16 protein-coding genes and 3 pseudogenes are annotated in these 21,363 nt (G+C 58.2%); 5 read left to right on the top strand and 14 right to left on the bottom strand.

What is annotated here, in order from left to right:
* Positions 1–44: 44 nt before the first annotated feature.
* Positions 45–881, top strand: coding sequence for an aldo/keto reductase (locus tag GSD1FS_RS05275; RefSeq protein ID WP_155588705.1), 837 nt, complete (start codon positions 45–47; stop codon positions 879–881).
* A gap of 88 nt (positions 882–969) precedes the next feature.
* Positions 970–1,275 (top strand): YhbY family RNA-binding protein, encoded by a 306-nt coding sequence (locus GSD1FS_RS05270; RefSeq protein WP_155588704.1) that lies wholly within the window; start codon positions 970–972, stop codon positions 1,273–1,275.
* 93 nt (positions 1,276–1,368) lie between these two features.
* On the opposite strand, the gene tenA is transcribed toward GSD1FS_RS05270, so the two are convergent.
* A complete protein-coding gene (gene tenA / locus GSD1FS_RS05265; RefSeq protein ID WP_155588703.1) occupies positions 1,369–2,097 on the bottom strand; it encodes a thiaminase II in 729 nt (242 codons plus the stop codon).
* 145 nt (positions 2,098–2,242) lie between these two features.
* Between tenA and GSD1FS_RS05260 the strand changes: the two genes are divergently transcribed.
* The gene (locus GSD1FS_RS05260) at positions 2,243–2,602 is read left to right on the top strand and encodes a YccF domain-containing protein (protein WP_155588702.1); all 360 of its coding nucleotides are present in this window, start codon (positions 2,243–2,245) and stop codon (positions 2,600–2,602) included.
* 89 nt (positions 2,603–2,691) lie between these two features.
* Here GSD1FS_RS05260 and GSD1FS_RS05255 read toward each other — a convergent pair whose 3' ends face one another.
* Genes GSD1FS_RS05255 through GSD1FS_RS05240 form a run of 4 tightly spaced genes read right to left on the bottom strand, consistent with a single transcriptional unit; the run spans position 2,692 to position 6,133 of the window.
* The gene (locus GSD1FS_RS05255; RefSeq protein WP_155588737.1) at positions 2,692–3,060 is read right to left on the bottom strand and encodes a metallopeptidase family protein; all 369 of its coding nucleotides are present in this window, start codon (positions 3,058–3,060) and stop codon (positions 2,692–2,694) included.
* Complete coding sequence (locus GSD1FS_RS05250) at positions 3,060–3,794, bottom strand: MazG nucleotide pyrophosphohydrolase domain-containing protein (protein ID WP_155588701.1); 735 nt, start codon at positions 3,792–3,794, stop codon at positions 3,060–3,062. Before GSD1FS_RS05250 ends, GSD1FS_RS05255 begins: the two co-directional genes overlap by 1 nt.
* 10 nt (positions 3,795–3,804) lie before the next feature.
* Positions 3,805–4,518, bottom strand: coding sequence for a GNAT family N-acetyltransferase (locus GSD1FS_RS05245; RefSeq protein WP_246165843.1), 714 nt, complete (start codon positions 4,516–4,518; stop codon positions 3,805–3,807).
* 46 nt (positions 4,519–4,564) lie between these two features.
* Positions 4,565–6,133 carry a DUF6508 domain-containing protein gene (locus GSD1FS_RS05240; protein WP_155588700.1) on the bottom strand — a complete coding sequence of 523 codons (1,569 nt, stop codon included), beginning with the start codon at positions 6,131–6,133 and terminating at the stop codon, positions 4,565–4,567.
* Positions 6,134–6,519: 386 nt separating this feature from the next.
* Here GSD1FS_RS05240 and GSD1FS_RS05235 point away from each other — a divergent pair.
* Positions 6,520–8,375: pseudogene (locus tag GSD1FS_RS05235) on the top strand (AMP-dependent synthetase/ligase).
* A 112-nt stretch (positions 8,376–8,487) separates the two neighbouring features.
* Here the strand turns inward: GSD1FS_RS05235 and GSD1FS_RS05230 are convergent.
* On the bottom strand, positions 8,488–9,978 hold the full coding sequence (locus GSD1FS_RS05230) for an MFS transporter (RefSeq protein WP_155588699.1): 1,491 nt from the start codon (positions 9,976–9,978) through the stop codon (positions 8,488–8,490).
* Positions 9,926–11,445: pseudogene (locus GSD1FS_RS05225) on the bottom strand (replication-associated recombination protein A). Before GSD1FS_RS05225 ends, GSD1FS_RS05230 begins: the two are co-directional and overlap by 53 nt.
* Before the next feature lie 174 nt (positions 11,446–11,619).
* On the opposite strand from GSD1FS_RS05225, the gene GSD1FS_RS05220 reads away from it, so the two are divergent.
* The gene (locus GSD1FS_RS05220; RefSeq protein ID WP_155588698.1) at positions 11,620–14,184 is read left to right on the top strand and encodes a DEAD/DEAH box helicase; all 2,565 of its coding nucleotides are present in this window, start codon (positions 11,620–11,622) and stop codon (positions 14,182–14,184) included.
* On the opposite strand, the gene GSD1FS_RS05215 is transcribed toward GSD1FS_RS05220, so the two are convergent.
* The 7 genes and pseudogenes from GSD1FS_RS05215 to GSD1FS_RS05185 form a co-directional block, all read right to left on the bottom strand.
* Complete coding sequence (locus GSD1FS_RS05215; protein WP_155588697.1) at positions 14,185–15,162, bottom strand: PPK2 family polyphosphate kinase; 978 nt, start codon at positions 15,160–15,162, stop codon at positions 14,185–14,187.
* A 148-nt stretch (positions 15,163–15,310) separates the two neighbouring features.
* Positions 15,311–16,408, bottom strand: a complete 1,098-nt coding sequence (locus GSD1FS_RS05210; protein WP_155588696.1) for an amino acid ABC transporter permease — start codon at positions 16,406–16,408, stop codon at positions 15,311–15,313.
* Positions 16,409–16,411: 3 nt separating this feature from the next.
* Positions 16,412–17,088 (bottom strand): annotated as a pseudogene (locus GSD1FS_RS05205) (amino acid ABC transporter permease).
* A 1-nt stretch (position 17,089) separates the two neighbouring features.
* Complete coding sequence (locus GSD1FS_RS05200; protein ID WP_425481784.1) at positions 17,090–17,890, bottom strand: glutamate ABC transporter substrate-binding protein; 801 nt, start codon at positions 17,888–17,890, stop codon at positions 17,090–17,092.
* A gap of 78 nt (positions 17,891–17,968) precedes the next feature.
* Positions 17,969–18,754 (bottom strand): amino acid ABC transporter ATP-binding protein, encoded by a 786-nt coding sequence (locus GSD1FS_RS05195; protein WP_155588694.1) that lies wholly within the window; start codon positions 18,752–18,754, stop codon positions 17,969–17,971.
* A 162-nt stretch (positions 18,755–18,916) separates the two neighbouring features.
* Positions 18,917–19,705, bottom strand: coding sequence for an alpha/beta hydrolase (locus GSD1FS_RS05190; protein ID WP_155588693.1), 789 nt, complete (start codon positions 19,703–19,705; stop codon positions 18,917–18,919).
* A gap of 189 nt (positions 19,706–19,894) precedes the next feature.
* Entirely contained in the window at positions 19,895–21,304 is a 1,410-nt protein-coding gene (locus GSD1FS_RS05185; protein WP_155588692.1) for a DUF349 domain-containing protein, read from the bottom strand.
* Positions 21,305–21,363 lie beyond the last annotated feature (59 nt).

The following is a 21,363-nucleotide window of genomic DNA, read 5'->3' as shown; positions in this document are numbered from 1 at the left end:
TACGATGGAGGAAGCATTCATATTCGCTACAGAAACGAGGAACCATGGGATTGCAAGACGGTGAACATACGATCGCATTGAACAACGACGTCATGATGCCGCAGATCGGCCTTGGCGTCTGGCGTGCCGAGGAGGGCGAGCAGACCGTCAACGCAGTGACCACCGCATTGGAGAACGGCTATCGCCTCATCGACACCGCGGCTTTCTACAAGAACGAGAAGTCGGTTGGCGAAGGCATCGCGCGCAGCGGTCTGCCACGCGACCAGATCTTCGTGACGACGAAGGTGTGGAACGACGACATTCGCGCCGAGAAAACCCCTGAAGCCTTCGAGCACAGTCTCGATCTGCTCGGCCTCGACTACATCGACCTGTATCTGCTGCATTGGCCGGTCAAGGGCTGGCAGAAGGCATGGGACGATCTTCAGGAGCTGTACCGCCAGCATCGTGTGCGTGCGATCGGCGTATGCAATTTCGAAGAGGATCATCTCGACGAACTGCTTGCGAACTCCGACGTCAAGCCGGTCGTCAACCAGATTGAGTCCTCCCCCGAGTTCAACAACCAGCAGCTCATCGACTTCTGCCATGGCAAAGACATCGCAGTCGAAGCTTGGAAGCCACTCGGCGGTCAGGGCAGCGACCTGCTCAACAACCGTGAGCTCTTCGACATCGGCGACAAATACGGCAAGTCCCCTGCACAGGTCGTGATCCGCTGGCATCTGCAGCGCAATGTGATCCCGTTGCCGAAGTCGGTGCATGCCACCCGCATCATCCAGAACATCAATGTGTTCGATTTCGAGCTGAGCGACGAAGATATGCAGCGCATCAATGCGATGAACACCGGCAAGCGCAACGGCGCGGACCCGCACCACATCGACTTCTGACGCGCGCCTGTGCCTGCACGATGACCGCGCGCTCGGCTAGCATGGTGGCTGTTATTTCTATTGGTGAACATACGGCATAAGGACAATCATGGCTTTGACGAAACAGCAGATCAAGCAACTGCGCGCTCTGGCGAACCCACTCAACCCGCTCGTGCAGATCGGCAAGAACGATGTGACCGATAATGTGGTCAAGCAGGCGGATGAGACGATCGAGAAACGCGAACTGATCAAATGCCAGGTGCTCGACGGCGCAGGAGTTGACGCAAAGGAGGCGGCACAGGCGCTCGCAGACAAACTGGGTGCCGAAGTCGTGCAGGTGATCGGCAATCGTGCCGTGCTCTACCGTCGTTCGCATCGCGATGACGTCGAGCATATTCGACTCGTACGCGAGTAAGCAATCGCAAATATAAGCGGCGGATGCCAGACCGAATATCGTCTGGTATCCGCCGCTTTCCGTTGTACATAAGACTTCGAGCCACCAACTGCATCACTGCTGTGGCAGCGCCGACCATTCGGGCTTCCATGTCATCTGCTTGTCGTAGGCACTCGCCCAGAACATGTATTCGTATTCGACGCCGCGCACGAACGACTCGATGAGCTCGCGTTTGCGTTCTTCACTCACCTCTTGCACCATCGACTCGATATGTTCGATCAGCCACACAGCCGACTGCCAGAATTCATCGGTGGAATACATGTCGATCCACTCTTTATATGGATTACCGCTCAGCGTGTCCGCGAATTCACGTGCGAGGCGCTGCCCATAGTCGGCGTACACCCATGCGCATGGAAGCACCGCGATCAGAATGTCGAGCAGATCACCGGTGTAGGCGACCGTCATCATATTCGTCGTGTATGCGCGAGCGAACGCTGATTGCCTGCCATTCAGCACCATCTGTTCGCTCAATCCGAAGGATGCCAAATAGTCGCGATGTACTTCGGTCTCCACGTGCAGAATCTGGTTCTGCACCTGCGCCATGAACGCCATGACCTCACGATCGTTCGTTTTCGTGACGGCGAGCGCGTGCACTTTCGCGTAATCGCCCAAATAGAGTTCGTCTTGCATCAGGTAGAACGCGAATTTCGAACGGTCAAGCGTGCCGGCACCGAGTTCGCGAATGAACGGCTGTTCGTAGCCTTCTTGCCAGACGAGATCGGCGGCGTCTCTCATACGGCGTGCGAATGGCGGCAGATCGGTCAATGTGATTGCTTGAGTCATATGTCTCCCTACGTAGGTGTTAACCAACAGGTTCAAAGGGTCAGGCGTTTGCCTTCTCAACTCGGGTGAGTTCCCCTGCACTGCTCATTGTGACATGCCTGAGCGACGTAGCATAACCGCTGATTGTCAGTTACACTTAACTGACATGAGACTGATAGGCAATATTCTTTGGCTGGTTCTGGGCGGTCTGGGGATCGCGTTCGGCTGGCTGGTGGTGGGCTTGGTGTGCTGCATCACGATCGTCGGCATTCCGGTGGGTGTGCAGGCGTTCAAGATGGCGTCGCTCACGTTGACGCCGTTCGGCAAGCAAGTCGTGTATTCGAATTCGGTCGGATCGGTGTTGCTCAACATCATCTGGGTGATCGTCGTTGGCCTGTGGATGGCGATCGCCTATCTGATCGCCGGTGTGCTCAACTGCATCACGGTGATCGGCGTGCCGTTCGGCATCCAATCGTTCAAAATGGCGAAGCTTGCTCTCTGGCCATTCGGCACCACCATCTACTGATTCGCATCGTCTGGTAATACAAAACGGGTCTGCATTCACATGTGAATGCAGACCCGTTTTGGTACGCGGCGAGGCAACACAATGTTCGATCAGTAGCCGTGTGAGTGCAGGTAGGCGTCGTCGAAGCCGAAGTAGTGCCCGAGTTCATGCAGCACCGTTTTGCGGATCTGCGCGACCATCTGTTCGTGTGTGGAGCAGATTCGCTCATGCGGGCCTTTGAAGATCGTGATGCGGTCGGGCAGCACTCCTGCATAGCCGGTGGTGCGCTGGGGCAACGGGATGCCTTGGTAGAGTCCGAGCAGCTCACCGTTGCCGTGGGTCATGTTCACGTATTCCTTGTCGGTCGGCTCGTGCGCCACGGTGATCGCGATGTTCGACAACGCCTGTTTGAACCGTTGGGGAACGGTTGCCAGCGCCTCGGTCACGGTTCGCTCGAATTCAGCGTCAGACATGTGCATCAAGGGCGCTCCTCCAGTTCGACGATCCGGTTCTCGGCCTCGCGCAAACGGTTACGCAAGGCGGATTCGATGTCGATGCCATTCCTGTTCGCTTCGCGCACGATGTTGAGAATACGATCGGCGTAGGCGTCTTCAGGGTTAGCCTGTGCCATGTCGAATGCTTGTTCGAGTTCGGCGGAGTGCTCCGACTTTGCGACGCGCGAGACCACCTTCGCGCTACGAGGCAATGCTCCTTGCGCTTTCGAGATGCCGTCGAGCACCGACTTGCGGTGCTTCTCGCGCTGCTTCATCTTCTCCCACAGTTTGAGCGTATCTTCGCCGCTGAGCAGGGTTTCCTGACCGTCGGGTGCGAACACTTGCGGGTGTCGGGTGATGAGTTTGTCGACCAGCCTGTTGCACACTTCGTCGAGGTCGAACGGGTCGTCAGGATCCTGCGAGCATAGTTGCGCTTGGAAAATCGACTGCAGCAGCATGTCGCCGAGTTCCTCGCGCATGTTCTCGCGGTCGCCGTTCTCCAGCGCGTCGATGTATTCGTAGGTTTCTTCGAGCAGTGGTTTGATCAGCGACTTGTTCGTCTGCTTGCCATCCCACGGGCAGCCATCCGGTCCGGTGAGTATGGCGACGAGCGCTTTGACGCGGTCAAGGGCGCTCGGTGCCTCGTTCACCGGATCGAGTTTGGAGCAGTGCTCGAATCCTTCGGGAATATGGTAATCGTCGTGGGCGGCTTGCGTCATGGCGTGCCCGTCAGCGTCCCAGAGGGTTCACGCCGCCGTTCGCCGGCGACACCTGATTGTCGAACATCAGCGCATGCAGATGGTTGTCGATATTGTCGGCTTCATCATGCACTTCTTTGTCTTCCTGCGGTGTGCGCGGCGCCATAGGCATCTCCTCGCGGCGTGCCATGCCGTTCTCCTCATAGAACGAGTAGTTGCAGCCGGTGTCGGTATACAGGAAGTAGTTCTCGACGTCGTTGGCCTTGAATTCGTCGAGAATCCAGTTGAACAGGTGGGTTCCGATGCCTTTGCCGCGCATGTCTTCGCGCACGAGGAACAAAATGATCTCGCCATCGTAGGCATGGCCTTCCTTCTTGGCCTGATCGATCATGCGGCGATTGGTTTTCTCGGCGTCGAGCATCTCCTGCAATGCCTTGTGTGCCGACTTGTTGAAGAACAGCGGACCCATGATTCGCATCACGTTGCGGTGGTGCTTGTTCAGACCCATGCGGGTCTCCTGGGAGTCGATGCGGCCAAGTACCACACCAACCACTTCATCGTCGCACACAGCCACTTCCGCGGTTGTCGTGCGTGCCAGGCTGTGTTCAAGATCGATTTGCGCGAGCTTCATGCCCAGCTCGTCGTTGATATCTTCGGTTTGCTTGTGCCACGCGTCGCACAGCATCTTCGTCAATGCGGGATAATCGTCGCGTTGCAATGTCCTATAGCTGATCGAATCACTCATAGCTCCAATAGTATCGCAGGCGACGGGCGCGACGCACAGCTTGCGTCTATTGGCGTATGCGGCGACGCCTGCGCTCGTGCCGTTCATCCTGCAATGTGCGCAGGCGATTCAGCAGCTTGAGCAACGTGCCGTTCTCCAAGCACTCGGCAAGGTAGCCGTCACTGCGGCGCTCACGGTAGACGATCATCGAGATCAGCGCAGACACGAGATCGGCCTTAAGCATGTCGATATTGAGAATCTCCAACGGCACGTCGGCGTCAAGCCCGTAGCTGCGCAATGTTTTGAGAAAATCCGGCGATCCATGCGTCAGCACCGCGTCGATGAAGCTCAGCATGAGCTGCTCGTAGATCACGTACGACATGCTGCGCATCGTCATGCCCGGCATGGTCATGAACTCGGTGTGATACAGCTCGCGTGGGTCGCCGCTCAGCGGATCGATGAACACGGTGAGCCAGTCATAATCATCGTCGTTGTCGTGTTCGCGCAGCACGTCGAGCATATTTGCGTAATGACTGAATTGCGAATCCTCGATGGACGTCACTTCGCGGTGCGACACATCCGCTGTTTCCGCATCGAGGTCGATCGAGAAGCGGAACTGCCGGGCGAGCTGCACAATCGTCGCGACTTCATGCGAGCATACGCGTTTGCGTTGCGCATAGTCACACGTGCACATCATGCGCGAGACGAGGTTGTGCCTGATGACGAGATCGACCTGCTGATCTTGCGCGCCGTCACGCACTACACCGTGGAAAATGCCGAACGGCACGAAATCGACGCGCTTCACCGCACCGGCTTCCCACAGCTCTTTTCCAGCGAGCAGTTCGTCGAGCCGTATGAATCGCGCGAGTTCGGCAAGTGGGCGATGCACCATCATCGAATTGTCTACAAGGCGCAGGCGAGCTCGTGTGCCCTCCATCAACAACGCGCGCGTATCGTCACTGATGTCGAGATGCTGACGAGCCTGTTTCACCTCATCAGTGTCGGAACCCTGATGCCGGAGCGGATCGTGGTTGTCTTCGATCACACGGCGCATGTCTGCGTTGAGAATCTCCGTGCCGGGAACGCGATGCCATGCCCCCACCAAGCGAAGAACCTTCGAATTCTCATACAGCACGATGAAATTACGCCCGATCGACGCCTGCCACCATTCGTCGAGCGCCGCGTTCTGCTGGTCTCGCAACGCGTCTTTGACCACTTTCCAGCTCGGCAGATGCTGCGTGTCGGTGCCGAACAATTCCGCCACATCGCTTTTGAAAGGCTCCGAATACATGATGCCGCCGGTGACGCCAGACGACATCAGCGCATGAAACGAATGGTATGTGAGCGGAACGGATTCGATTGCGCACTGTTCATACACAGTGCCCGGCCCGTAGGTGATCAGAGGGTCATCGCCGCGCTTGCCTCCCGTCATCGTCGGGTATTCGCAGAGCACGAGCGCGCCGCAGGTCTCGCATTGTTCGAAGATGCGCCCGCCGGGAAGCGTCACGCCGACGTTGAATTCGCAGTCATAGTTGCAGTGCGCAAGTGACGAGGATGGAATGAAACCGAACATGTTCGGGCCGCTGTGCCCAAGGCCGTGGAGTTGCGCGCCGCAGATGCACTGTCTTCGGACCATGCCTACCTCTTTCCCCGTTCCTCTCCCAATCCCTGCGTCGGTTTCGCGAGAATTCTAAGAATGCTCGCGTATCTGGACTTTGGCGTGAACCGAGCCTGTGTAAGTTATACAGGAGGAACCTTTGCTAGGCCATATGCGGATTATTCCGTTTTGCCTACCTCGCAGTTTAGTTCGCTGTCAGCGAATCAGCAAACTGTTTCGACACGATGTGAGTTTTCTATTCACCTTTTGCGCATTGTTCGACTCGACATGAACAACTTACTTGAGCACGAATGCGAACGGTACGCTCATAGAAACATAGAAACACCTTGTAATCAATTTGTATTCGCAATCGTGTAATTCCTTTAGTTATGAATAGTGAAGTTCACGCAGCACCGCTCGACAGCATGCCGAGCGAAGACGAAGTAGCCAATGCGGGCATCGTCAAGGAATACACAACCCCTCTCAAGCATGAGATCGACCCGGATATCAATCTGTTCGATTTCCTCGAAGGGCGTGTAGAGCGCAACCCCGACGGTTCGATGGTGCAATACAAAGATGATGACGGCGTGTGGCAGACGTTCACGGCGACACAGTTCCGCGACAAGGTGGTGGAGATAGCCAAAGGTCTGATCGGCTGGGGTGCGCGCCCTGGCGAATCCATCGCGATCATCGCGCACACGCGTTGGGAATGGGTGGCGCTCGATCTGGCGATCATGTCGATCGGCTGCGTCACCGTGCCAGTGTATGAAACGAATTCGGCGTCGCAGATCCGCACAGTGTTCAACGACGCCGAAGTGGTGCTCGCCTTCGCCGAAGATGATGCCCAGCGCGACAAGCTCGACACCGTGGCCGACGAGATCCCCTCGCTGCGCGCCACGCTCGTCATCGACTCCGACGCCATCGACGCGATCGTTGCGTTCGGCGAGAACGTGTCGCAGGAACAGTTCGAGGAGCACCGGAAGGCCACACACGGCGATGCGTTGGCGACGATTATCTACACCTCCGGCTCCACCGGCACCCCGAAGGGCGTGGAGATCAGCCACATGAACATGGCCGCCGAATGCATGGACGCGCTGCAATACATGCCACGTGCCATCAACATCCCCGACCGCCGACTGCTGCTCTTCCTGCCGCTGTCGCACGTGTTCGCCAGGTTCATGGCGATCGTGGCGTTCGCCGGCACATTGACGCTTGGCTTGACGAGCAACATGAAGACGATCATCAAAGACTTCGAGGAGTTCGGCCCGACGCTGCTGCTCGCCGTGCCGCGCGTGTTCGAGAAGGTGTATAACGCGGCATCACAGCGTGCAGGCACCGGTCTCGCCGGCCGCATGTTCGCCCGCGGCGTCGTGGCTGCGCGTGACTGGTCGAAGGCGGAGCAGTCGCGTCAGGGCATTCCGCTGGGTGTGCGCATCCGCCACTCGTTCTACAACGCGATCGTCTACAAGAAGATTCGCACGGTGTTCGGCCCGAACGCCGATTTCGCCATCACCGGCGGCGCTCCGATGGATCCGGGTCTCGCCCACTTCTACAACGGCATCGGCATGCCGCTGCTCGAGGGCTACGGCATGACGGAGACGAGCGGACCGGTGTGTGTGTCGTTGCCAGAAAACAACCGCATCGGCACGATCGGCCAGCCACTGTGCGGCACGACGGCCGGTATTGCCGCCGACGGCGAGCTGTGCTTCAAGGGGCGTGATATCTGTTTGGGATACCACAACCAGCCGGAGGTCACCAAGCAGCAGATCGTCGATGGGTGGATTCACACCGGTGATCTCGGCGATATCGACGACGACGGCTTCATTCGTCTGACGGGTCGTAAAAAGACATGATCATCACGGCCGGCGGCAAGAACGTCTCCCCCGGTCATTTGGAGACGACGGTCATGACTTCGCCGGTTGTGGCGCAGTGCCTGGTGATCGGCGACCGCAAGCCGTTCGTCGCAGCGCTTATCACGCTGGATCTTGAGGATGCGAACGCCTGGCTCACCTCGCAAGGTGCCAAACCCGCAGCCGACCTCGAGGAACTGTCGAAGAACCCGATCGTCGCAGCTGAGGTGGAACGCATCGTCAACAAGGCAAACGAGGGCGTTTCCCGCGCCGAATCGATTCGCAAGTTCGAGATTCTGCCCGACGAGTTCACTTCGGAGAACGGCATGTTGACACCGAGCCTCAAAACGCGCCGCAAGCAGATCGTCGACCACTACCAGAAGCTCATCGACACGGTGATCTACGTGCCGCGCAAGAAGAGCCGCCAGTAGTCAGCTACCATTCACTATAAGGCGATGGGTGGGGTGCATGCTCGAGCATGCACCCCACCCCATCGCCTTATCTGTTTATGCTGCTTTCGCAGTGGTGAATATCAAGCAGCATTTACAGCGTGGAACGTCGCGCGTTCATGCGGAAAGCGGCGAACAGCGCGCACCACGACGCCACCACTATGCATAGCATCACACCGAACGTCCACGCTCCGCCGACAGCCGTCGCATGTATGAATGTCGGCGTGCCTTCAGAGCCTGAGCCAGCTTGGGCGATGGCGAAGATCGTGGAGAACAGCGTGGTTCCCGCAGCACCGCCGAACTGGAGTGCGGTGTTGAACACGGCGTTGCCATCTGGCGCGAATTCCTTATGAATGCTGGCTATCGCATCGGTCATGATGTTCGAGAAGCCCAAAGCGTACCCGACGCCGAACACGAAATAGAACGACGCCAATGTAGCGGGCGTCAACTTCATTGAGAACGTGAGCAGTAGCACGAGGGCGAGGATGCAGCAGCTGAATGCGCCGAGAATCGGGCGTGGGGCGCCGTAACGGTCGTAGAGCATACCACCGGCGGGTGCGAAGAACGCTCCGATCAACGCGCCGGGCAACACCAGTAGTCCTGCGGTTAGAGCGGTGGTGTTCAACGACAATTGCGCCAGATTCGTGATCACATAGCCGAACCCGATGCCGACCATCGGCAGCAACGTGTAGGCGAGCAGATGCAGCACAACGCTACGGTCTTTGAGCCAGCCCAAGCGAATGAGCGGAGAGAACGATCTGCGTGACGACCACACGAAGAACACGAGTGCGGCGATTCCTGCCGCAAGACTCACTACGGCGATAACAGTGGGAGCGAGCCAAGCGCCACCGGAGACCGCGTTGCTCACGGCCACGCCGCCTTGGTTGAGGGCGAGGATGAGTCCGGCCAATCCGATGATGATGGCGATGAACTGCAGAGGGTTGAGGCTCACGTCTTCCGTCGGGCGTGTTTGCGTGATGCACGTGAGACCGATGGGAAGCGAGATGAGCAGCACGATCGGTATGACGATCATGAAGATGCTGCGCCAAGGCATCACGCTGGCGATGGCGCCGCCAACCGTGGGCCCGATGGCCGGGGCGACGGTGATGACGAGCGAGCCGACGCCCATGAGACGCCCGACTTTGGAACGTGGAGACTGTTCCAAAATGATGTTGATCATCAACGGCGTCGCGATACCCGAGCCAACGCCTTGAATCACGCGTGCCAGCAGAATGACAGGGAAGCTCGTACCGAAAATCATGATGAGCGAGCCGACGACGGCCAGCACGACGGCAGCCACGAACACCGATTTCATCGTGAAGCGGCGTTTGAGGTATGAGGAGATCGGCATCGTGACGCCGACCACGAGCAGATAGATAGTGGTGATCCACTGCACCGTGGCGGTGTTCACCGAGAACTCGGTCATGAGTTCGGGGAACAGCACCGTCATCACCGTTTCGGTGAGAATACCTATGAACGCCAGAGACCCCACAGAAACGATGGAACCGATGAGCTTCGGCGGTATCCGGTCGTCATTGTTCGTCGTGTGCGTCTGCCGTGTGTTCTGATGCGCCTCCTGCGTCATGGGGCCCTTTCGTATTCGAGCGTCGAGTTTCACCGGTGTGCTCGGTTTGCGTGTCACTCTTTCCGCCGGTGCCTCCCTGATCCGTCCGTTCGGATTCCTGATGTTCGTTTGGCATGGGCTGGCCGTGAATGATGGCGCGTATCCGGTCGAGCCGCGGCCCTATTTCCCGTTCGTAGCCGCGACTGTTGGGATAATAGTATTGGCGTCCGACGAGCTCATCGGGCATGTATTGCTGTTCGGCGATCGCGTTCGGGTAGTCATGCGCGTATTTGTAGCCTTCGTGGTTGCCCCATGATTTCATCAATGCAGTTGGGGCGTTGCGTATCGGCAACGGCACCTGCCCGATATGCCCTGCATAGACGTCGGCGAGCGCTTGGTTGATCGCCATGTAGCTGGCGTTCGATTTGGGTGCAGTGGCGACGGCGATCGTCGCTTCGGCCAGAATGATGCGCGCTTCGGGCATGCCGATCATCTGCACGGCTTGGGCTGCGGCGACGGTGGTTTGCAGTATTTGCGGCGCGGCCATGCCCACTTCCTCGGCGGCAGCGATCATGATGCGGCGGGCGATGAACCGTGGGTCTTCGCCTGCGCGGATCATGCGTGCCAAGTAGTGCAGTGCGGCGTCCACGTCGGAGCCTCGCATCGATTTGATGAACGCCGAGATCACGTCATAGTGGTCGTCGCCGTCTTTGTCGTAGCGCACGTTCGCCACGTCCATCACCGTGGAAACCGTTTGCGTGCTCACCGTGTCGGAAGCGGTGTCGTTTTCCCTCTGTTCGCCGAGCGCGCCGGCTGCCGCTTCCAGGATCGTCAGTGATTTTCGTGCGTCTCCTCCGGAGAGTCTGATGATCTCGTCGATCGCCGCGTCGTCGACGTTCACCTTGCCGTCGAGCCCGCGCGGTCGGTGATGGCGCGTTCGAGCACGGTGCGCAGTTCGTCGGGTTCCAGCGAATCGAGTTTGACGACCACGGAACGGCTGAGCAGTGGTTTGATCACGGAGAAGCTCGGGTTTTCGGTGGTGGCGGCGATGAATGTGACGTCTCGGTTCTCCACGCTGGGTAGCAGCGCGTCTTGCTGCGACTTGGAGAACCGGTGCACTTCGTCGATGAACAGCACAGTCTCTTTTCCTTGGCTCACCAATCGTTCATGTGCACGGCGTAGCACTTCGCGCAGGTCTTTGACACCGGAGGTGACTGCGGAAAGCTCCTCGTATTCTCTGCCTGACTGTTTGGCGACGATGTGCGCGAGCGTCGTCTTGCCCACTCCGGGAGGGCCGAACAGGATCACCGAACTCGGTGCGGTCAGTGAGCCTCGTGATGCAGGGTCGGCGAGTCTACGCAGCGGCGAACCGGCAGTGAGCGCATGGCTCTGCCCCACCACTTCGTCGAGCGTTCTCGGCCGCATGCGCACCGCCAACGGTCGCACCATGCTTTCCGGCGCGTCGCTGGCGGAGAAAAGATCGTTCATGTCGTCGCTCATAGTGCCCAGTGTAGCCAATTGCAACGTTTCGAACAAACGTTCGATATTGGAGTGTCGTGTGTATCTGCGTTCGCTGCCGCGCCTTATATCTGCGCATATCTATCGAATCGTTCGACTAGCCTTACAAGAGGAGTACTACGGGTGCATGGAGTGGAAACGAATATGGCAATGGAAGATGAGCGCACATCATTGATGAGACTGGTGCCGTCGCGCGGTGAGGATGATCTCGCTCTTGACGCCGACGACATTTATGAGCGGTTCTTCGACTGGGTTGTTGAGGAGCGGGGCATCGAACCGTGGCCTCATCAGGAGGAGGCTGTGCTCGATCTGCTGGCCGGCGATCATGTGATTTTGAACACGCCGACCGGCTCGGGCAAGTCGCTGGTGGCGTTGGGCATGCATTTCGCGGCGATGTGCACAGGACGCCGGTCGTACTACACGGCGCCGATCAAGGCGTTGGTCTCCGAAAAGTTCTTCGAGCTGGTGAATGTGTTCGGCCGCGACAACGTGGGCATGATCACCGGAGACACGCACATCAATGCCGACGCGCCGATCATCTGCTGCACCGCCGAGATTCTTGCGAATCAGGCGTTGCGCGAGGGCAGGCATGCCGATATCGGCTGTGTGGCGATGGACGAGTTCCACTATTACGGTGACCCGGAGCGCGGCTGGGCGTGGCAGGTGCCGTTGCTCACGCTGCCGCAGACTCAGTTCCTGCTGATGAGCGCCACGCTCGGCAACGTCGATCAGATCGCAGACTCTCTGGAACGGCAAACCGATGCGGACGTCGACGTGATCGCCGACGCGCAGCGCCCTGTTCCGCTCTCCTACCGCTACACGACCGACCCGCTGGAGAAGACGGTAGAGTTGGCGATCGCCAATGCTCAAACGCCGATCTACATCGTGCACTTCTCGCAGGATGCCGCGCTCGACACCGCACAGTCGCTGTCGAGCGCCGGCGTCTCCACGCGCGAGCAACGCGAGGCGATTGCCAAGGCGATGGCGGGCACGAAGTTCACGACCGGTTTCGGCAAGATTCTGCAACGCTTGCTGCGCACCGGCGTGGGCATTCATCACGCAGGCATGCTACCGCGCTACCGCCGTTTGGTGGAGCAACTCGCACAACAGGGGTTGTTGCCGGTGATCTGTGGCACCGACACGTTGGGTGTGGGCATCAACGTGCCGATTCATTCGGTGGTGCTCACCCAGTTGACGAAATTCGACGGCACGCATATGCGCAGGTTGCGCGCGCGTGAGTTCCACCAGATCGCCGGGCGGGCCGGTCGCAGCGGTTTCGATACCGAGGGGTTGGTGATCGCCGAGGCTCCTGAATTCGAGATCGAGAACGCGCGCGCCGTGGCCAAGGCGGGCAATGATCCGAAGAAGCTCAAGAAGATCAAGCGCAAGAAGCCGCCTGAGGGGTTCGTGACGTGGAATGAGTCGACGTTCGCGAAGCTCATTGACAAGGCTCCGGAAACGCTGGTTCCGCATATGAAGATCACGCATTCGATGGTGCTTAACGAGGTGGCGCAAGGCGGTGACGCGCGTGCCCGCATCGAGCGGCTCATTGAAGACAGCGCGCAGACCGAAGAGCAGAAAGACACGTTGCGCACGCGCGCCGATGAGATTTTCCAGACGTTAATCGACACCGATGTGATCGAGATCGAAACCGATGAGGATGGTCGCCGGCACTATTACACGACGGTTGATCTGCCGGAAGATTTCGCGCTTGACCAGCCGTTGAGCCCGTTCCTGATCGCCGCACTTGAGCTGCTCGACCCGCAGTCCCCCACCTATGCGTTGGATGTGATCTCGATGGCTGAGGCGACTCTTGAGGATCCGAAGCAGATTCTGCGTGCACAGGAACGTCAGGCTCGCGACAAGGCGATGGAGCAGATGAAGGCCGATGGCGTGGATTATGACGAGCGCATGGATCGCTTGCAAGAGATCACATACCCGAAACCGTTGGAGGAATTGCTCACGCAGGCGTTCGACCAGTATCGCCGTGACGTGCCGTGGGCGAATGATTATTGGATCAATCCGAAATCCGTTGTGCGTGACATGGTGGAAACCGCGTCTGATTTCAACAGTTACATCGCCCGTTACAATGTGGCGCGATCCGAAGGCACGCTGTTGCGCTACCTCTCGGACGCCTACCGTGTGCTGTCGCGCACGGTGCCGCCGGAGAAACGCGATGACGAGCTCGATGACGTGATCTCATGGCTGCGTGTGCTGGTGCGGTCGATTGACTCGAGCTTGGTTGACGAATGGGAGAACACGGGCTCACGCTCGCAGGAGGCCGCGAACCTCGCCGCCCCACAGGTAAAGCAGGCTGTTGTGGAGGATCGCCGTGGTCTGATCGTGCTCATTCGCAACGCGATGTTCCGCCGTGTGCAACTGATGGATCTCGACCAGCCGGAGGAGCTTGGCAAACTCGACAAACCGTGGCATTACGACGTGCACACGTGGGAGAATGTGCTCGACGACTACTACGACGAGCATGAGTATGTGAACACCGATATGCAGGCGCGTAGTGGTGAATATTTCATACTTGACACACGACACGAAGAGGATCGTCACGAGTGGACGGTTCGCCAGATCATCGACGATTCGGACGGTGACCACGATTGGGCGATCACCGCTACCGTCGATTTGGATGCCACGCAAAGTGAGGGCGAGGTCATCTTCACTGAGTATTCGGTCAAGAACGTCGTGGACGACGATTAATCAGTGCTCGTTGCCTTCGGCGTTGAGCCGTCTCAACGCTTCGTCACGGTCGGCGTCGAGAGGCGGCCACGTCTGGTTGAAGTTCTTCATCGTGGTGCGAAGGAGCTCGGAAACCGCCATGCGTGAATACCAGCGGTTGTCGGCGGGAATCAGATACCACGGAGCCGCTGATGTGCTCGTTTTCTCGAACACTTCCTGCCATGCCTCCATGTAGTCATCCCACCGTTCTCGGGCGTCCAGATCGGAGGGGTCGAACTTCCAGTAGCGCGTCGGATCGTCGAGGCGTTTGAGGAAGTGCTGACGTTGCGCCTGTTTGCTGGAAACGAGGAAGATCTTGATGATCGCGCATCCTGAGGAGGCTACTTCGGCTTCGAAGTCGTTGATCTGGGCGTAGCGCGCCTTCCACACATCCTCCGGATAAGTGCCATTGATGCGTGGCATCACGATGTCTTCGTATTGCGAACGGTCGAAAATCGAGATCCAGCCCTTTGACGGCAGCTCCTTGCGGATGCGCCACAAGTAGTCGTGCTCGAGTTCTTCGGCGGTCGGCTTACCGAATCCGTGGTAGTGGATGCCCATCGGATCCACTTGGCTGAACACGTGGCGTACTATACCGCCTTTGCCTGAAGCGTCCATGCCTTGCAAAATGATCAGCACGCGATGCGGGTCGCCGTGTATGCCATTCGCATACATGAGACGCTGATAGTTGGCGATTTCGGCGCTGCTGTTCGCGATGAACTTCTCACCGTCATCCTGGTCACCATCGAAACCGGGGCGTGATGCCGGGTCGATGTCGGTGAGACGGGTGTGCGAGTGGAATCTCAACAATTGAGCCGGTGGCAACGACCATACGGCACTGAGTTCCTCACTGCTCTTGGCCTCCTTCGCCAGCCGTTTCGCCACCTTCTTCGCTTTGCGATCTTCTTTTGCGGCGTCATCGCCGTTCTTGCGCGCGGATTTCTTCTTATCACTTGCCATAGTTGCCATTCTATGACAGCCGCATATGTTCACCCAGATCATATTCGTGCAAACAACAGCATTTCAACGTATATGGGTAGGGGCCACACCAAACGGTGTGACCCCTACCTGCGCATACTGCACGTCAACGCATGTGGTTGCCGACCAACTACTGTTTGTCGGAATCGTTGTTCCTATGCGGATGATGCAGATGATGCTCCGTGCGGCGGCGCTGGCTTTGCGGCTGGGTTTCGTCATAGCCCTGCACATACCTGGTGCGGCGCCATTCGTGGATCCTCGCATTCGTGCCACGGTGATGCACGTGGTAGATGCGCTGCGTGCCACCGAGCGGTCGACCTTCCTTCGCGACCGCGATCTGGTTGACGTTCGACGGATCCATGATGGCGATAGGCGCCACAGGTTCGGCCTCGGTCGGAGCCAAGGTGCGCTGCTGCATGCGCTTCGGCAGCCATTCCGCCAGGCGTGAGAGCAACCAGCAGAAGATGAAGTAGATCACTGCGGCCACCACGAGCGTCTGCAGAATGTTGAAATACATCGAGCCGAGTCGACGTGACTCCTGCAGCAGGTCGGTGTACATGATGATCGAACCCAGCGCGGTGTCTTTGAGCACCACGACGAGCTGGGTCACTGCAGCTGGCAGCATGGCGTAGATGGCCTGCGGCACTTCCACGCTCATCAGCGACTGCGTGCGGGTCATGCCCAATGCCACGGCCGCTTCATGCTGTCCGCCCGGCAGGTTGCCGACGCCGGAGCGGATGAGCTCGGCCACAACGGAACCGTTGTAGAGCACGAGCGAAAGCACGACCGACCAGTAGGCGGGGCTCGGCATATCAAGGAAGGCGAACGCACGCCAGAAGAAGATCATCATGATGAGCACTGGCACGGCTCGGCAGAATTCGATGACGACGGCGCACACCGTGGGAATGAGATGCCCTGGCAATAGGCGGCCGATGCCGAAGATCAGGCCGAAGACCACTGCTCCGATGACGGCGAGGAAGGTGGCGCGCAATGTGGCCCAGAGTCCTGGCAGGTAGAAGTCCGACCAGGCTTCGCCGTCCAATGCCGGCTTCCAAAGTTCCCAACTAAGCTGGTTCTCGCCGTTCGGTGGATTGTGCAGTCGCAGCAAAATCAGCAGCAACAGCACGATGAATACCGCTGTGGCGATCCAGTTGATGATGCGGATTCGACGGCGGCCTTTCGGACCCGGTTCGTCGAACAGCAATGAGCTTTCATTCGATTGTTCCATGCGTCACCTCCTGACCGCGAGCTTGTTCGACAGATATGTGGTCAAAATACCGATCGGGATGATCAGGATCACGTAGCCGAATGCGAAGATCAGGAAGATCTGAATGATCACGTCCGGTCGGAATTCGATCATCTCGCTCATCAATGATGACGTTTCGGTGGCCACCGATGCCGCGGCCGCGACGGTGGAGTTCTTGAGCAACGCGATCAACGTGTTGCCAAGAGGTGCCACGGATCCGCGGATGGCTTGCGGCAGAATGATGAGCCGTGCCGATTGCATGAAGTTGAGCCCCATTGCACGGGCGGCTTCCGCCTGCCCTTTCGGCACGGTGTTGATGCCGGAGCGCAACGATTCCTCCACGAAGGCGGCCGTATACAGGCTCAGACCGGTGACCGCGAGCCAGAAGAAGTTCGTCTGGAAGTTGTCGGAGAAACTCAGCTTGAGCTGGGCGAACGCGCCGAGCACCATGAACACCATGATGATCGTCAACGGCATGTTTTGAACAGCTCCACGTAACCGGCAGAAACCTTGCGCAGCGACGAGATCGGCGAAATGCGCATCATGACCAGAATGAGTCCGAGCACGCCGGAGAACAGGGCGGACCATAGCGTCAGCTCGATGTTCACGAGGAACGCGGCGGGAACGTTATAGGTGTGGAACAGTGAGATGAAGCCTTCCATATCACTCTCCCTCGTTCGGCGTCGGAGGATTGTACTTCGAATCCGGCTTGTAGTCGGTGCCTTCGGTGTTCTTCTCGATGGCACGCTCCCATTCGCCGCTCTTGATCATGTCTTCGATCGCATCATTGATCTTCGTGGCGAATTCCTTGCTGTCCGCATCTTTCTTGATGCCCACGCCATATGGTTCCTGTGTGAACGGTTTGCCGATCACACGCAGCTTGCCTCGCGATGCCGCTGCCAAGCCTGCCAGAATGATGTCGTCGGTGGTCACCGCGTCAACGATGCCGGAGAGCAGTGCCGTCGCGCATTCCGCGTAGCCCGGCTGCTCCATGAGCTGCACTTCTTTGGCGAACTTCTCTTTGACGACTTTCGCGGAGGTCGAACCGGTAACCGAGCACAGGCGTTTGCCATTGAGATCCTCAGGGCCGTTAATGCCGGTCTCGTCTTTGCGAACCATCAGATCTTGGCCCGCAATGAAATATGGTCCGGCGAAGTCCACTGCCTTCTTGCGTTCGTCGGTGATCGAATACGATGCGAGGATCATGTCGACGTCACCGTTTTGCAGCATGGCTTCACGCTGCTTCGACGGAGCCTCCTTGAATTCAATCTGCGCATCCGTGTATCCGAGCTGGTTGGCGATGTAACGTGCCACGTCGACGTCGAAGCCCTCATAGGTGCCCGACTTCTTGAAGCCAAGACCCGGCTGGTCGAATTTGATGCCTATTTTGATTTTCTGCTCATCCGAAGATGAGGTCGATCCACAGGCCGCCACGCCTAATGTGGCGCTTACGGCGCATACCATTGCGACGGCTCTGCGCAGCAGCCTTCTCGTTGAATGTTTCTTCATGCTTCTTCTTTGTCTCTCTTATATGTGACCCATTCAGTGTGTGAGGATCTTCGACAGGAACTCCTGTGCACGTTCGGTCTGCGGGTGTTCGAAGAATTCGTCGGGGTTGCCGCGTTCGAGAATCTGGCCATCGGCCATGAACACGATCTTGTCTGCCGCCTTGCGTGCGAAGCCCATCTCGTGCGTCACGCACAGCATCGTCATGCCTTCCTGTGCGAGCTCCACCATGACGTCGAGCACTTCGTTGACCATCTCCGGATCGAGTGCCGACGTCGGTTCGTCGAACAGCATGACCTTGGGGTGCATGGCGAGCGCACGCGCGATGGCGACGCGCTGCTGCTGACCGCCTGACAGCTGGGATGGCATCTTCATGGCCTGCGAGTCCACGCCGACGCGTGCGAGCAGGTCCATGGCCTCTTTTTCGGCTTGGTCTTTGTTCATGTGGCGCACTTTGATCGGTGCGAGCGTCACATTGTCGAGAATCGTCTTGTTGGCGAACAGGTTGAACGATTGGAACACCATGCCCACTTCGGCGCGCAATTGCGCAAGGCCTTTGCCTTCCTGCGGCAGAGGGGTGCCGTCGATGCGGATCTCGCCTGAGTCGATTGTTTCCAAGCGGTTGATTGTGCGGCACATCGTTGACTTGCCGGAGCCGGATGGTCCGACGATGACGAGCACTTCGCCCTTGCTGACTTTGAGGTTGATGTCTTTGAGCACGTGGAGGTTGCCATAGTATTTCTCCACATGCTCAAGTTCGACCAGATATCTGGCCTCGTCGCCTTCCGGCGACAGGTTCTTCGCAATGTTGTTTTCGCTCATAGCGGCATAGTTTATTCGGGCGGGTGTAACGAGCGCTTATCGTCTTACGCTGATCACTGAAAAATCCACACGTTTTTCAAAAAATGTCGGCTTTGCATGCTGACAGCGGACTCTTCATACCCTTCTATGGCTTCTACGGTTTCCTGCCGCTATGCCAATGGTTCACATCTCTTCGTGCTGTGCGGAGAGGAAGGCCACCGCCTCGCCGATGGCGCGCATGCGATCGGCCCCGTTGAACTTATGGTCAAGGTTCGTGTACAGGCTCACCGAGCAGTTGGCCATCGCGTTGCCGTAGTTGCGTGCGCAATTGGCGTCGATCACCGTATCCTGCTCCCCCTGAATGGCGAGGGCGGGTCCTTTGAACATCGCGGCGGTTTCATAGATCGGCACCGTTTTGGCGATGCGGGCATATTTGCCGTCGACCTCATGCTTGCCGTCTGCGAGGGTAATGTGGTTTGGAATGCGGTATGGGTCGAATGGCACGCCGAGCACGCGACCACGCAGCGCATCGTCTTTGATCGATGATGCCGGTGACAGCATAACCAGCGAGTGAAGCTCATCGGCGAACATGCCTGCCGTCATTCCTGCGATGACGCTGCCTTGGGAGTGGCCGAGCAGAGATATTTCGGTCGGTTCGAAGCGGTCGCGCACGAAATCCAGCACCGCGATGGCGTCTTCCACCTGGTTGTAGATGTCGGAATTCGCGAATGCGCCATCGCTGTGGCCGCGCCCGTTGAAGTCGAATCGCACGCATGTGAATCCGGCGTCGACGAGCTGATCGCTTATTTGCTGCATCAAGCTATCAGGCTCATACCCCAAGTCTGCCATGAAGCCATGCATGGCGATCACCACCGGCCCTGCCGGAGCATCTTGCGGGGATTCGATGCGGCCGCTCAGCTTCAATCCGTCGCGTACAACCGTGATATCTTCAACATGCTTCTGCGTTGCCATGACGTCTCCTCCATCTTGCAATGCGTTCGACTTCAGTTCCTGTTTCATCGTAGTGCCCGAATTGTGAAATCCGTTGATTCATGCTGACGGCTATAACATAGTGGCCGTATCTGCATGAGATACGGCCACTATGTCTAAACGGTCTGAACAGCTATGCGCGTCGATTGCATATCGAGACGCAGATCATGCTCACATGATGGCGTTGAGCCATTGTTCCTTGGTCGCCTTTTCTGCTTCCAGCTTGGCTTTCTTCTTCGGGTCGCTTTCGTTGGCGATCTGTTCGTCGAGTGCGGTCAGCTGTGCTTTGAGCTGGACTTCGAAGCTGGACTTGCGGGCATCCGCCTCTGGATCGGTCTGCTTCCAGGCGGCGTCTTCCACGGCCTTGATCTGCTTGTCGACGTTGTCGAGGCGGCTTTCGATGCGGCGCATGTCTTCACGAGGCACATAGCCGATCTGATCCCATTCCTCTTGAATCTCGGCGAGCTTGGCGCGTGCCTGCTTGGCTTCGTCTTCGGTCTTCACCGGCACCAAGGCCTCAGCCTTGACCAGCAGCGCCTCCTTCTTGGCGAGATTGTCTTTCTCCGCGGAGTTGATCTGGTCGCGATCCGCCTGGCGTGCGTTGAAGAACGTGTCGGCGGCTGCGCGGAACTGAGCCCACAGAGCGTCGTCTTCGTTGCGGCCTGCGCGTCCCGCCTTCTTCCAACGATCCATCAGCTCGTTGAACTTGTGCGAGGTTTCGCCCCATGCGGTCGAATCCTTCAACTCGTTGGCTTCGGCGATGATCGCTTCCTTCTCGCTCTTGGCGTGTGCACGTTCGACGTCGCGTGCCTGCGCCCACTTGCGGCGAGCCTGGTTGAACGTGGTGCGGGCGCCGGAGAAACGCTTCCACAGCGCATCGGCATCTGCCTTATCGATGCGGATCGTGGTGCGCTGGTGCTCCTGCCACTGCTCGAACAGCGAACGGAACTTGTCGGCGGTGGAACGCCAGTTGGTGCTGTCGCCCAAACCAGCGGCGAGCGCTTCCGCCTTCTCGACGATGGCGGTGCGTTCGGCGACGGCCTTGGCCATCGCCTCCTTGCGTGCCTTGGAGATCGCCTCTTTCTTGTCGGCGGCCTTCTGCTTGAGCGTTTCCATCTGCTCGCGCAGTGCCGGAATATCTCCCACCACATCCGGATTCTTCACTTCTTCGGTGAGGGTGGTGACGGTTTCATCGATTTCGCGTGGCTTGATGGAGTTCGACTTGAGTCGGTTCGCGAACAGGTCGAGCTTTGCCTTGAGGTCGAGGTAACGGCGTGCATACAAGCTCAGTGCCTCGTCTGCCGAGGCATTGGGGAACTGGCCGACTTCGCGTTCCTCATCGCCGTCTTTGACGAACACGTTGCCCTTGTCGTCAACACGGCCGAAGCTTTCGTCCTTCTTGATGTCTTCTTCGCTGTGTGCGGTGGTTGCCGGCGCGTGCGAAGCCGGCTTCTTCGCAAGGGCCGCCGGTGACGGAGTGTGAGCCTTCATTGCCGCAGGGGTAGGTGCCGCGACGGTCTTCTTTGCCCCATCGTTTGTGGCGTCTTGATTCTGGGATTCAGTGACGTTGGTATCGGCCATGGTCAGCTCCTTTAAGCTTTACGTACAGGAGGGGAAACAAGCGGTGCTTCCCTTCCGCA

It is taken from the genome of Bifidobacterium canis, from assembly GCF_009727065.1.
In the GTDB taxonomy this organism is placed as follows: domain Bacteria; phylum Actinomycetota; class Actinomycetes; order Actinomycetales; family Bifidobacteriaceae; genus Bifidobacterium; species Bifidobacterium canis.
The sequence above is the reverse complement of the archived record's forward strand: the minus strand, read 5'-3'. Positions and strand labels throughout refer to the sequence as shown.